The organism is Cyanobium sp. ATX-6F1, from assembly GCF_047395825.1.
Lineage (GTDB): Bacteria > Cyanobacteriota > Cyanobacteriia > PCC-6307 > Cyanobiaceae > ATX-6F1.
On sequence record NZ_JBCEBF010000001.1, the window covers coordinates 147,466 to 159,626 of the forward strand.

A 12,161-nucleotide genomic window follows, 5' to 3' on the forward strand; every position below is an offset into this window, starting at 1 on the left:
CGGCCGGTCGATTTCTAGGATCAGGGGCTTGAAGGCTCCACAGGCATGACCATCGGCGTCGGATTGCTCGGTCTTGGCACGGTGGGAGCCGGCGTGGCCGACATCCTGCTGAACCCCTCCGGGCGCCATCCGCTGGTGGAGCAGCTGGAGCTGCGCCGGGTGGCCGTGCGTGATCCGGGTCGGGCCAGGCCCCTGGCGCTGGACGAGCACCTGCTCAGCACCGACGCCGAGGCGGTGGTGGACGATCCCGCCGTGGAGATTGTGGTGGAGCTGATCGGTGGGCTGGAGCCGGCCCGCAGCCTGATCCTGCGCGCGATCGCCGCCGGCAAACCGGTGGTGACCGCCAACAAGGCCGTGATCGCCCGGTACGGCCAGGAGATCGCCGCCGCCGCCGCCGCTCGCGGGGTCTACGTGCTGATCGAGGCCGCCGTGGGCGGCGGCATCCCGATCATCGAACCGCTGAAGCAATCGCTCGGGGCCAACCGCATTCAGAGGGTGAGCGGCATCATCAACGGCACCACCAACTACATCCTCAGCCGCATGGCCGCCGAAGGGGCGGCCTATGGCGAGGTGCTGGCCGATGCCCAGCGGCTGGGGTACGCCGAGGCCGACCCCGCCGCCGATGTGGAAGGGGGCGACGCCGCCGACAAGATCTCGATCCTGGCCGGCCTGGCCTACGGGGGCAGCATCGAGCGCAGCGCCATTCCCACGGAGGGCATCAGCCGCCTGGAGGGCCGTGATGTGGACTACGCCGCCCAGCTGGGGTTCGTGGTCAAGCTGCTGGCGGTGGCCGAGCACCTGGGCAGTGACCCCGACGGCACCCAGAGGCTGGACGTGCGTGTCCATCCCACCCTGCTGCCCAAGGAGCACCCCCTGGCGGGGGTCGATGGGGTCAACAACGCCATCCTTGTGGAGGGGGATCCCGTGGGCCGGGTGATGTTCTACGGGCCCGGGGCCGGCGCCGGGCCCACGGCATCGGCGGTGGTGGCGGACATCTTGAACATCGCCGGCATCCGTCAGGCCTCCGGAGCGGACGGTGCCCTCGATCCATTGCTGGCGGCCGGAAGCTGGCGCCAGTGCCGACTGGTGGACAGCGGCAGCACCCAGCACCGCAACTACGTGCGCCTGCAAACCAGCGACGAGGCGGGGGTGATCGGGCAGATCGGCACCTGTTTCGGCCGCGAGCAGGTCTCGATCCAGTCGATTGTGCAGTTCGAAACCTCTGGCGGGGCCGCCGAAATCGTCGTGATCACCCATGAGGTGAGCGAGGCCCGCTTCCGCTCCGCCCTGAGCGCCATCGACGAGCTTCCGGAGGTGCAGGCGGTGGCCGCAACGCTCAGGACTCTCTGACATAAGGCGCCTGGAGTGGCCGCCCTCCCAGGTCGTGGGGCACGATGGAAGCAATCCTTAAGAGTTCGTTGACAAGCCCCGGTCCGTTCAACGGTCCCGCCGCCGAACGACCCACCCGGCCTTAGCACTCTCTACCCCGTTCCCGTCCACCCACCCACGAGCCCAGGCTCTTTTGCGCGACGCGCCCTATGACGCTCCACCAAGGCGATTGCATCCGCCTCCACTCCGACGACCAGCTGTACCAGGTGATCGGCGTCGATGACCGCCACGACCGTTGCTGGGTCCGCGCCTGGCCCCTGGCCCCCGACGGGTCGCCCGTGTTTGAAATTTCCCTGCAACAGCTGGCCAACGAACGCCACCCCCTGCCCCGCCGCAGCCTGCAGCCGTCTTGAATGGCGGCCTGTTGAACCTCCGGGCTTGCGCGCGCTGAACAGGCTGGCCCGAATGGCCATGGTGGGGGCCTTGCTCGTCCCCTTGGCGGCCTGCCAGACCCCGCGCAGTTCCGGTCGGCTGGTGGTGGCCAGCAAGAACCGCATCGACTCGGTGGATCCGGCCCAGGCCTACAGCTTCGGGGCCATGCAACTGCTCAGTGCGATTGGTGATCCCCTGTATGTGATCACGGCCGAGGGCCGGATCGAGCCCCGGCTGGCCACGGCCCTGCCGCGGCTGAGCGCCGATGGCCTCACCGCCTGGGTGCCCCTGCGCCGGGGCGTGAGCTTCCACGACGGCAGCCGTTTCGATGCCGCCGCCATGGTGTTCACGCTGAAGCGGTTCATGGCGATCGGCAAGCTCAGTTACCTGGTGGGCGATCGGCTCACCGCCGTGCGCGCCAGTGGGCCCTACGAACTGGAGCTGCGGCTGAAGCGGCCGTTCTCGGCCCTGCCGGAGCTGCTCAGCGCCATCAACCTCACGCCCCTCTCACCCGCCGCCTACGGGCCGTTGGGCCAACGCTTCCTCAACGACCGCTTCGTCGGCACGGGCCCCTACAAGCTCACCAGCGCCAACGACCAGCAGCAACGGCTGGAGCCTTTTGAGCACTACTGGGGCCAGCGTCCCGCCAATGGGGGCCTGGATCTGGTCAGCCTCGCCAACTCCACCGCCCTCTATGGCGCCCTGCGCAGCGGCGAGGTGGATGTGCTGCTCTCCACCAGCCTCGACGGGGACCAGCAGATGGCCCTGCACCACTCCGCCCAGCGGGGCCAGCTGAACGAGGGGTGGGGCCCGCCCTGGAGATCGGCTACCTGAGCCTGCTCACCGACCATCCCCCCTCGACAACCCCAGCCTGCGCCAGGCAGTGGCCCTGAGCCTGGATCGGAGGCTGATCAGCGAACGGGTCAGCCAGGGCCTGCGTGCCCCCTGCGGGACCTCGTGCCGCCGAGCCTGAAAGGTTCCAGCCCCCGGGCCTGGCCCAGCTACGACCCGGCCAGGGCGCGCCGGCTCTACCGCCAGGCGGGCTACTGCGGCGGACGGGCCCTGGCCCTGCCCCTCACCTTCCGCTCCAACGTCCCCTCCGATCGCCTGTTCGCCCTGATCTGGCAGGCCCAGCTGCAGCGTGATCTGGGCGACTGCGTGCGCCTGGAGATCACGGGCATGGAGGCCACCACCGCCTACCGCCAGCTGGGGGATGGGGCGTTCACCATGATCCTGCTGGATTGGATGGGGGATTTCCCCGATGCGGGCAACTACCTGACCCCCCTGCTGGGCTGCGATCAGGCCCAGGGCAACCGCTGCCTGAAGGGGGCCAGCGCCGCCAGCGGCAGCTTCTGGACCCGGCCCGGCCTCGACGCTGACCTGCGCCGCAGCGAAGGGCTCACGGGGCCGACGCGGGCGGTCTTGTTGCGCTCGATCCAGGCCGAGGCCGCCGCGGCCGTGCCCTACCTGCCGGTGTGGCTGGTGTCACCACGGGCCTGGAGCCTGCCGCGGATCAGCGCGCCGGAGTTCGATGGCTCCGGCCGGGTGGTGCTCAGCCGCCTGCAGAGACGCGGGCCTGGAGGGTCCCCGCCATGAGCCGCCGCCGGGAACTGCTGCGCTACGTCGGCGCCCGCCTGGCGCTGGCGCCGGTGATGCTGTGGCTGATCGCCAGCCTCGTGTTCCTGCTCCTGCGGGTGGCCCCGGGCGACCCGATCGATGCCTTGCTGGGCACCCGCGCCCCGGAGGCGGCCCGGGCCGCGTTGCGGCACCAGCTGGGGCTTGATCAACCGCTGCTGGTGCAGTACGGCCATTTCCTGGCCGATCTGGTGCAGGGCAACCTGGGCGAATCGCTCACCAACCAGACCCCCGTGGCCGAGGTGATCCGCCAGAGCCTGCCCGCCAGCCTGGAGCTGGGGGTGGTGGCGCTGCTGATCGCGGCGGTGCTGGGTCTGGCGGCCGGCTTCAGCGGCATCGCCAGGCCGGAGGGCAAGCTCGATCTGGCCGGCCGGTTGTATGGCATCGGCACCTATGCCCTGCCTCCCTTCTGGGCCGCCATGGTGGTGCAGTTGATCTTTGCGGTGGGCCTGGGTTGGTTTCCCGTGGGCGGCCGCTTCTCCCCACCCTGGTGCCCCCCAGTGGCACGGGCTTCTACCTGCTGGACAGCCTGCTGGCGGGCAACGGCCCACAGCTGCTCGGCAGCCTGCGCCACCTGGTGCTGCCGGCGGCCACCCTCGGACTGCTGCTCAGCGGCATCTTTGACAACGCCCTGCGCCTGAATCTGCGCCGCGCCCTGCGCTCCGACTACGTGGAGGCGGCCCGCAGCCGGGGGATCGGGGAGTTGCAGGTGGTGCTGCGCCATGCCCTGCCCAACGCCCTGCTGCCCGTGCTCACGATCACCGGCATCACCGTGGCCTCACTGATCGGCGGCGCCCTGCTGATCGAGGTCACCTTCTCCTGGCCGGGCATCGCCTTCCGTCTGCAGGAGGCGATCAGCCAGCGGGACTACAACCTGGTGCAGGGGATCGTGGTGGTGGTGGCGGCTCTGGTGGTGCTGGTGAGCGTGGCGGTGGATGTGCTCGTGGCCCTGCTGGATCCGCGCATCCGCTTCTGAGGCTCAGAGCCCCTGACGCCAACGCTGGGCGGCCCCAGCATCGAGCACGTAGGCCGTCACGGACTCCCGTTGAAGCTTCTGGGCGGGCAGGGGCTGGCCGAGCTCCAGGCCCGCAAGGAAATCACCGGTGAGCTGCAGCATCAGGGCCTGGGCCTGCCGGGGTTCCACCCCCACGAAGGCGTCACCGATCTTGAACAGGGCCTGATCCGCGGAGGGGAGGCGCACGGGCGAAAAGTGGCTGGCCCCATCCACCAGCACCAGCCGGCTGAGGGGATGGTTGCCGGGCAGGAACTGATCCAGCTGCTCGGACACGGGCGGAGTGACCAGATCGAGGCTGCCCCCAGCAGCAGCAGCGGCACCGGAAGGCGCTCCAGGCCGTGATGGGGCCAGAGCAGGCTGCCGAAACTGTTGAAGGCCACCACCCCCGCCACCGGCACGGTCGACCTGGCTGGCGGCAGGCTGACCTGATTCAGCTGGCACTGCAGCAGCCTCGAGAGGTTGATCAGCGGGATCGAGTTCAGGGCCCGACGGCAGCGGCGGCCCAGGCCCGGTTCCGGACGCAGGCCCGCCGCCAGCAGCGCGGAGAGACCGCCGAGGGAATGGCCCATCAACACCACCGAGTCGCCGAGCCGGGGCAGCCGGCCGCTGCGCTCGGCGGAAAGCACCGCCTCCAGGTCCGCCAGACGATCGGGCAGGGTTTCCGCCCCAGGCAGGGGCCGGCGACCATCCAGCAGCTCCTTGACGGCCTTTTGATCGCTGCCGGGGTGCTCCAAGGCCAGCACCGACCAGCCCCGGGCGGCCAGTTCAGCCCCCAGCCAGCCCATCTGCTCGGCGCTGCCACCCAGCCCAGGCATGAGCACCACCCAGCTGCGATGGCGGGTGCTCTGGGCGCGCCAGAGCTCCAGGGGCAGGGGCACCGCCCGGTGGGCCACGGGCAGCAGCAGCCGCTCCGGCTGCCGGGGGCTACAGCCTGGCGTCCCTGGCCCTGCGGGCGGGGAACACCGGCGGGTTCCAAGGAGCCTCGGCAAGGGCGGGGGCCGCCGGCAGGGGCAGCTGGCGCAGCCGCTCCATGGCCCGTCCCTGGTCGCGCAACTGTTGGCGCCACTCGGCCGCCAGAACGATCAAACCATCGAGCTGCAGCGTCAGCCGGTTCACCGGCACCGCCCGCAGCAGATCGAGCACGTTCACCTCCGCCTGGCGCCCCAACAGCTCCCGCAACGAGGACAGCAGCACGTCACCGCCGCCGTCGCCCTCGGCGCTGATCAGCTCCCCCACCTCCGCCGCCACCTGGCGTCCCGCCCAGCTCTGCAGCAGTTGCTGGCCGAAGGTGCGATCCCGCAGCAAGGGCGCCCGCAGCAGCCGTGCCAGGTCCTGGCGGCTGCGGGCGTCCAGAACCTCCATCCACACCCCCAGATCCCCCTGGCGGCTGTCGGGGGAGCGGCTCCAGGCCTCCAGCTGACGCAGGTCCAGGGGCAGGGTGAGCCCATCGAGGCGCACATCGAGATGCTCGGCGGCCCCTGCGGGCGAGCCCCCCAGCAGCAGACTGCTGAGCGCGATAGGCAGCCAGCGGGAGCGGTTTGACACAGCCTCATGCGGGAACCAGGGCCAGGGCCTGGTGGTCCCAGTTTCCCGTGCCGCTGCGTGAAGTCGCCCTGATCCGACTGATCGCCAGTGTGGGGGCGGGCGGGGTGCTTTATCTGACGCCGATGGTGTTCCACGCCGTGCGCGTCTCCGCCACCGGCGTGGGCAGCGGTCTGGCGGCGGCGGCCCTGGCCGGCACCCTGAGCCGATTCTTCAGTGGCTGGTTGCTGGACCGGGGTCTCAACGGCGCCGTGCCGGTGCAGCTGGCGGCGCTGCTCTCCCTGCTGGCGGACACGCAACTGCTGCTGGCCGACGGGTTCGGCGGTTACCTGCGCGGTCAGCTGCTGCTGGGGGTGGCCATGGGGCTCTACTGGCCCGCGATCGAACTGGCCGTCGCCCAGAGCTGTGGATCCTTCCCCTCCAGCCGGGGCTTCGCCCTCGCCCGCAGCGCCGATGCCGCCGGCATCGCCACGGGGGCACTGGCGGGGGCACTGCTGTCGCAGCTCGGGAAGCTGCGGGGCATCTACCTGGTGGACATCGCCTGCATGGTGGTGCTGATCCTGGTGCTGGCCCTGCGGCCCCTGCCTGTGGCCCAACCCCTGGCCGCCGCCGCCGGCCGTTCAGGGCGCTGGTGGTTGGCGCTGCTGCCGATGCTGGGGGTGACGGTGCTGGCCACAGCGATGCCGGTCCTGCTGCAGAGCGCCCTGCCCCTCGACCTGCTGCGCGGCGGGCTTGCGCGTGCACCGATGGCCGAGCAGTTGGGCAGCCTGCTGATCGGACTGCAACTGGTCCTGCTGCTGCTGCTCCAGTGGCCGGTGGGCCGTGCCCTGGCGGACCGGCCGGTGCGCTTCGGCCTGGGACTGAGCCTGATCTGTTTCGCCCTCGGCAATGGCCTGCTGGCCCTCTCCGCCTTTGGGCAGGCCAGCACCGCGGTGCTGCTGCTGGCCCAGCTGCCCCTGGCCCTGGGGGAGGCGGCGTTCCTCCCCACCGCCACCGAGGCGGTGGTGGAACTCAGCCCGCCGGAGCACAAGGGTCTGGCGATGGCCCTGTTCTCCCAGTGCTTTGCCCTCAGTGCCTTCGTGGCGCCCCTGGTGGCCGGCCAACTGCTGGACCGCCAGGGCCACGGGGTGGGGCTCTGGTCGCTGATGGGGGTGCTTTGTCTGGCGGGGCTGGGGCTGGTGAGGCAGTTACGCCCCAGGGTCAGGCTTGGCACCTGAACCAGGCACCCAGGCTTCGTGGGGCAGCGGTTCGGTGCCGTACTCCCAGTCGTCGTAATCGGGGTCGTTGCGGATGCGCTGGTGCAGTTCCTTCTGCACCTCGAAGTTGTGGGGATGCTCTTCCGGGGCAGCGGGTTCGGAGGCAGCTGATCTGGACGCAGCGGGTTCGTGATTCACACTCATGGCCAGCCGGGATCTGTTGCACCGATTCTCACCGACGATCGGCGCCATCCGCAGGCGTGAAGCATTCAGGTCATGGACGATCCCTCCTTTCAGTCGATTCCGGCCAACCCCTTCATCACACCGGTCCCAACGGACTTCCTCTGGGGCGTGGCCACGGCGGCTTATCAGGTGGAGGGTCACACCAGCGGCAATGACTGGGCCCGCTTCGAGACGATTCCAGGAATGATCAAGGGCGGCGCCCGCAGTGGAGCCGCCGCCGACCATTGGAACCGTGTCTCCGAAGACGTCGGGCTGATCAAGGCGCTGGGGGCCAATGCCCACCGGTTCTCGATCGAGTGGAGCCGCCTTGAGCCCGCCCCCGGCCACTGGGATCAGCGGGCCTGGGACCACTACGCCGACGAGATCGCCCAGTTGCGTGCGGTTGGCATCGAGCCGATGCTCACCCTGCTGCACTTCCACCCTGCCCGGATGGCTGGCGGAGCGCGGCGGGCTGGTGGCTGAGGAGTTTCCCCAGCGCCTGGAGAGCTTCGCCGCCGAGGCCGGGCGTCGCCTCGGTGCGGACGTGCGCTTCTGGTGCACCCTCAACGAGCCGAATGTGCAGATGTTCTACGGCTATGTGAACGGCCTATGGCCGCCGGGTCTGCGGGATAAAGCCCTGGCGGTCCGGGCCTTCGCCGGTCTGCTGCGGGGCCATGCCCTCGCCGCCCGTGCCCTGCGGGCGGCCTGCCCTGGGGCGCAGATCGGCGCCGCCATGCATCTGGTGGTCGCGGAGCCCCTTCGGCGCTGGTGGCCGCTGGATCGCCTGGCGACGCGCCTGCTGGAAACCGGCTTCAACTGGGCCTTCTACGACTCGATCCAGCGGGGTGCCCTGCAGCTGAGGCTGCCGGGATTCCCCGTGCTCGATGAGGCGATGGCCGAGCTCGCCGGTTCCGCCGATTTCGTGGGCGTCAACTTCTACCGGCGCCACCTGGTGCGCTTCGCTCCTGAGGCCCCGACGATGGTGGAGTTGCGATCGGGCCCGGGACCGCTCAGCGACGCCGGCGTCGAGATCCATCCCCAGGGGTTGCTGACGATCCTGCGGCGGGTCTGGAACCGTTACCAGCTGCCGGTGATGATCACCGAAAACGGCGTGGCCGATGCCGCCGGCCGCCTGCGGGGCCCCTACCTGCGCTCCCATGCCTACGCCATGGCCTGGGCGATGGCGGAAGGAATCCCGGTCAAGGGCTACTTCCACTGGTCGCTGCTCGACAACTTCGAGTGGACCGATGGCTACACGCTGCGCTTCGGTCTGTATGGCGTCGACTTCGCCACCCAGGAGCGGCGGTGGGGCCCCGGCGCTGAGGAATTTCGGCGCTTGGCGGCCCTGCTGGCGGCCCAGCGCCCTTGAGGGATGTGACACCGGCCTGACTGCGCCGGGGGGTCTGCCTACGGTCCAGGCAGCGGACGATTCCTCCGCCCCAGAGGACCCAGAACGATGACCGCCATCAGTCCGTGCCCCTTCAGCGGCCATGGGGGAGGCAGCGCCGCCGGCCGGGGCCCCTCGAACCGCGACTGGTGGCCGCAGCAGCTGAATCTGAGCATCCTTCACCAGCACGCCCCCGCCTCCAATCCCCTGGGGCGCGACTTCGACTACGCCGAAGCCTTCAAAAGCCTCGATTACGCCGCCCTCAAACGCGATCTGGTGGCGCTGATGACCGACTCCCAGGACTGGTGGCCGGCGGACTGGGGCCACTACGGCGGTCTGTTCATCCGCATGGCCTGGCACAGCGCCGGCACCTACCGCACCGCCGATGGCCGCGGCGGCGCCGGCACCGGCAACCAGCGCTTCGCACCGATCAACAGCTGGCCTGACAACGGCAACCTCGACAAGGCCCGCCGGCTGCTCTGGCCGATCAAACAGGCCTATGGGAATGCCATCTCCTGGGCCGATCTGATCATCCTGGCCGGCAACTGCGCCCTCGAATCGATGGGTTTGGCGACCTTCGGCTTCGGCGGCGGCCGCGTTGACATCTGGCAGCCCGAGGAGGACATCTTCTGGGGCAACGAGACCACCTGGCTGGGCGATCAGCGCTACAGCGGCGACCGCGATCTGGAGCGGCCCCTGGCCGCCGTGCAGATGGGATTGATCTACGTCAACCCGGAAGGCCCGAATGGGGTGCCCGACCCGGTGGCCTCGGGCCGCGATGTGCGCGAAACCTTCAAGCGCATGGCCATGAACGACGAAGAAACCGTCGCGCTCACCGCCGGCGGGCACACCTTCGGCAAGGCCCACGGCGCCGGCTCCACCGAGCTGGTGGGCCCGGCGCCGGAGGGGGCGCCGCTGGAGGAGCAGGGCCTGGGCTGGCGCAACCGCCACGGCAGCGGCAAGGGTGCCGACACCACCACCAGCGGCCTCGAAGGGGCCTGGAAACCCAACCCCACCCGCTGGGACCGGGGCTACTTCGAGATGCTGTTCGGTTACGAGTGGGAGCTGACCAAAAGCCCCGCCGGCGCCTGGCAATGGCAGGCCAGGGACGTGAGCGAGGCGCACCTGATCCCCGACGCCCACGACCCCGGCATCAAGCACCGGCCCATGATGACCACGGCCGACCTCTCGCTGCGCTTCGATCCGATCTACGAGCCGATCGCCCGCCGCTTTCACCAGGATCAGCAGGCCTTCGCCGACGCTTTCGCCCGCGCCTGGTTCAAGCTCACCCACCGCGATCTGGGACCCAAGACGCTCTACCTCGGCCCGGAGGTTCCCGCCGAAGTGCTGCTCTGGCAGGACCCGATCCCCGCCGTCGATCACCCCCTGATCGATGCCGCCGGCCTCACCGGGCTAAAAGCCCAGCTGCTGGCCTCGGGGCTGTCGGTGGGCGAGCTGGTGGCCACCGCCTGGGCCTCGGCCTCCACCTTCCGGGGCTCCGACAAGCGCGGCGGTGCCAACGGCGCCCGCCTGCGTCTGGCGCCCCAGAAAGACTGGGCCGTCAACCAGCCCGGGCAGCTGAAGCGGGTGCTCGGGGTGCTCGAAACCATCCAAGCGGCGTTCAACGGCGCCCAGGGCGATGGCACCAGGGTCTCCCTGGCCGATCTGATCGTGCTGGCCGGTGATGCCGCCGTGGAAGCGGCCGCCCGGGCCGCTGGCCACAGCCTGGAGCTGCCCTTCAGTCCTGGCCGCAGCGACGCCACCCAGGAGCAGACGGATGTGGACTCCTTCGCGCTGCTCGAGCCCCAGGCCGATGGCTTCCGCAATTACCAACAACGGGCCTTCAGCGTGGCGGCGGAGCACCTGCTGATCGATCGGGCCCAGCTGCTCACCCTCAGCGCCCCCGAGCTGACCGTGCTGATCGGTGGTCTGCGGGTGCTGGGGGCGAACACAGAGGCCTCCCCCATGGGGTGTTCACCGATCGGCCCGGTGTGCTCAGCAACGATTTCTTCGTGAACCTGCTCGACATCGGCACCGTCTGGAGCCCCACATCGGAGGCCGGCGATCTGTTCGAGGGGCGTGACCGCCGCAGCGGCGAACTCCGCTGGAGCGGCACCCGCGTGGATCTGGTGTTCGGCTCCAACTCCCAGCTACGCGCCCTGGCGGAGGTCTATGCCCAGGCCGATGCGGGCGCGAAGTTCGTGCGCGATTTCGGCGCCGCCTGGGGCAAGGTGATGAACCTGGATCGCTTCGACAGGAGCTGAGCCGGCCGCGGCCGACTCAGACGTTGAACAGAAACTCCATCACATCTCCTTCGGCCACCACGTACTCCTTGCCCTCGCTGCGCAACCAGCCGCGGTTGCGGGCCTCGGCCAGGGAACCGGCCTCGATCAGCTGCTCGTAGGCCACGGTCTGGGCGCGAATGAAGCCCCGCTCGAAATCGGTGTGGATCACGCCGGCGGCCTGGGGGGCGGTCATGCCCGCGTGGATCGTCCAGGCCCGGGTTTCCTTCTCGCCGGTGGTGAAGTACGTGCGCAGGCCCAGCAGCTGGTAGGTGGCGCGGATCAGGCTCTTGAGCCCCCCTCGCTCACCCCCAGGCCCGCCAGGTAATCGGCGCGCTCCTCCTCGCCCAGATCCACCAGTTCGGCCTCCACCTGGGCGGAGATGCGCACGGATTCGGCCCCCTCACGGCCCGCCAGTTCCAGCACCGCGCGGCTGTGGTCGTTGCCGGCCGCCAGGTCGTCTTCGCTGACGTTGGTGGCGTAGATGATCGGCTTGAGGGTGAGCAGCCCCAGGGGCCGGATCAGGCTCTGCTCCTCCTCGCTCAGCCCCAGGCTGCGGGCGGCGCCCCCTGCTCCAGCACCAGCTGGATGCGCCCCAGCAGGGCATCCTCGGCCTGGGCCTCCTTGCTGGTGCGGGCCTGCTTCTTGAGTCGCTCGCGCCGTTTCTCCACCTGGGCCAGGTCCGAGAGGCCCAGCTCCAGGTTGATCACCTCGGCATCCCGCACCGGCTGAACGCTGCCGGAAACGTGGATCACGTCGTCGTCCTCAAAGCAGCGCACCACGTGCACGATCGCGTCCACCTCGCGGATGTTGGCGAGGAACTTGTTGCCCAGACCCTCCCCTGGCTGGCGCCGGCCACCAGCCCGGCGATGTCCACGAACTCCACCCGGGTGGGGATCAGCTCCTTGGAGCGGGAGATCGCCGAGAGCTTGGCCAGGCGCGCATCCGGCAGGGCCACGATGCCCACGTTCGGCTCGATCGTGCAGAAGGGAAAGTTGGCGGCCTGGGCCTGGGCGTTGGCCACCAGAGCGTTGAAGAGGGTGGATTTGCCCACGTTGGGCAGCCCCACGATTCCGGCTTTGAGCATGGGCCGGAATCTAAACGGGTCGGTCTTCGCCACC

Annotated in this window: 11 protein-coding genes and 3 pseudogenes; 9 read left to right on the forward strand and 5 right to left on the reverse strand. The window is 69.9% G+C overall.

The genetic code is table 11. The annotated features are described in order from the left end of the window. Positions 1-45: 45 nt before the first annotated feature. From AAF143_RS00920 to AAF143_RS00940, 5 genes and pseudogenes are all read left to right on the forward strand, one after another. A complete protein-coding gene (locus tag AAF143_RS00920; protein WP_255005083.1) occupies positions 46-1,350 on the forward strand; it encodes a homoserine dehydrogenase in 1,305 nt (434 codons plus the stop codon). Between the two features lie 188 nt (positions 1,351-1,538). Then, positions 1,539-1,742: a hypothetical protein gene (locus AAF143_RS00925; RefSeq protein WP_255005084.1), complete on the forward strand. Its 204-nt coding sequence runs from the start codon at positions 1,539-1,541 to the stop codon at positions 1,740-1,742. Positions 1,743-1,767: 25 nt separating this feature from the next. After that, complete coding sequence (locus tag AAF143_RS00930) at positions 1,768-2,595, forward strand: ABC transporter substrate-binding protein (RefSeq protein ID WP_414026385.1); 828 nt, start codon at positions 1,768-1,770, stop codon at positions 2,593-2,595. A 15-nt stretch (positions 2,596-2,610) separates the two neighbouring features. After that, positions 2,611-3,357 carry an ABC transporter substrate-binding protein gene (locus tag AAF143_RS00935; protein ID WP_414026868.1) on the forward strand — a complete coding sequence of 249 codons (747 nt, stop codon included), beginning with the start codon at positions 2,611-2,613 and terminating at the stop codon, positions 3,355-3,357. Further along, positions 3,354-4,372, forward strand: a pseudogene (locus AAF143_RS00940) (ABC transporter permease). Before AAF143_RS00935 ends, AAF143_RS00940 begins: the two are co-directional and overlap by 4 nt. Positions 4,373-4,375: 3 nt before the next feature. Here AAF143_RS00940 and AAF143_RS00945 read toward each other — a convergent pair. The 3 genes from AAF143_RS00945 to AAF143_RS00955 are packed head-to-tail and all read right to left on the reverse strand — an operon-like array spanning position 4,376 to position 5,956. Continuing rightward, positions 4,376-4,540, reverse strand: coding sequence for a hypothetical protein (locus AAF143_RS00945; protein WP_414026386.1), 165 nt, complete (start codon positions 4,538-4,540; stop codon positions 4,376-4,378). Beyond that, positions 4,513-5,304: an alpha/beta hydrolase family protein gene (locus tag AAF143_RS00950; RefSeq protein ID WP_414026387.1), complete on the reverse strand. Its 792-nt coding sequence runs from the start codon at positions 5,302-5,304 to the stop codon at positions 4,513-4,515. The genes AAF143_RS00945 and AAF143_RS00950 overlap by 28 nt, the downstream gene beginning before the upstream one ends. Before the next feature lie 31 nt (positions 5,305-5,335). Then, on the reverse strand, positions 5,336-5,956 hold the full coding sequence (locus tag AAF143_RS00955; RefSeq protein WP_414026388.1) for an alpha/beta hydrolase: 621 nt from the start codon (positions 5,954-5,956) through the stop codon (positions 5,336-5,338). A 47-nt stretch (positions 5,957-6,003) separates the two neighbouring features. Here AAF143_RS00955 and AAF143_RS00960 point away from each other — a divergent pair, with 47 nt between their 5' ends. After that, positions 6,004-7,170: an MFS transporter gene (locus AAF143_RS00960; RefSeq protein WP_255005087.1), complete on the forward strand. Its 1,167-nt coding sequence runs from the start codon at positions 6,004-6,006 to the stop codon at positions 7,168-7,170. Here AAF143_RS00960 and AAF143_RS00965 read toward each other — a convergent pair. Further along, positions 7,141-7,353 carry a hypothetical protein gene (locus AAF143_RS00965; RefSeq protein ID WP_255005088.1) on the reverse strand — a complete coding sequence of 71 codons (213 nt, stop codon included), beginning with the start codon at positions 7,351-7,353 and terminating at the stop codon, positions 7,141-7,143. The two genes, AAF143_RS00960 and AAF143_RS00965, sit on opposite strands and share 30 nt — an antisense overlap. 72 nt (positions 7,354-7,425) lie before the next feature. Between AAF143_RS00965 and AAF143_RS00970 the strand changes: the two genes are divergently transcribed. From AAF143_RS00970 to katG, 3 genes and pseudogenes are all read left to right on the forward strand, one after another. After that, the gene (locus AAF143_RS00970; protein WP_414026389.1) at positions 7,426-7,854 is read left to right on the forward strand and encodes a family 1 glycosylhydrolase; all 429 of its coding nucleotides are present in this window, start codon (positions 7,426-7,428) and stop codon (positions 7,852-7,854) included. Beyond that, positions 7,847-8,740, forward strand: coding sequence for a family 1 glycosylhydrolase (locus AAF143_RS00975; RefSeq protein ID WP_414026390.1), 894 nt, complete (start codon positions 7,847-7,849; stop codon positions 8,738-8,740). The genes AAF143_RS00970 and AAF143_RS00975 overlap by 8 nt, the downstream gene beginning before the upstream one ends. A gap of 87 nt (positions 8,741-8,827) precedes the next feature. Beyond that, positions 8,828-11,022, forward strand: a pseudogene (gene katG, locus AAF143_RS00980) (catalase/peroxidase HPI). A 16-nt stretch (positions 11,023-11,038) separates the two neighbouring features. Here katG and ychF read toward each other — a convergent pair. Further along, positions 11,039-12,127: pseudogene (gene ychF / locus AAF143_RS00985) on the reverse strand (redox-regulated ATPase YchF). Positions 12,128-12,161: the final 34 nt, after the last annotated feature.

Excerpts from the sequence above, each read along its gene's own strand:
- AAF143_RS00920 (WP_255005083.1), top strand. The coding sequence starts at position 46 with ATGACCATCGGCGTCGGATTGCTCGGTCTTGGCACGGTGGGAGCCGGC.
- AAF143_RS00925 (WP_255005084.1), top strand. The coding sequence starts at position 1,539 with ATGACGCTCCACCAAGGCGATTGCATCCGCCTCCACTCCGACGACCAG.
- AAF143_RS00965 (WP_255005088.1), bottom strand. The coding sequence starts at position 7,353 with ATGAGTGTGAATCACGAACCCGCTGCGTCCAGATCAGCTGCCTCCGAA.
- AAF143_RS00970 (WP_414026389.1), top strand. The coding sequence starts at position 7,426 with ATGGACGATCCCTCCTTTCAGTCGATTCCGGCCAACCCCTTCATCACA.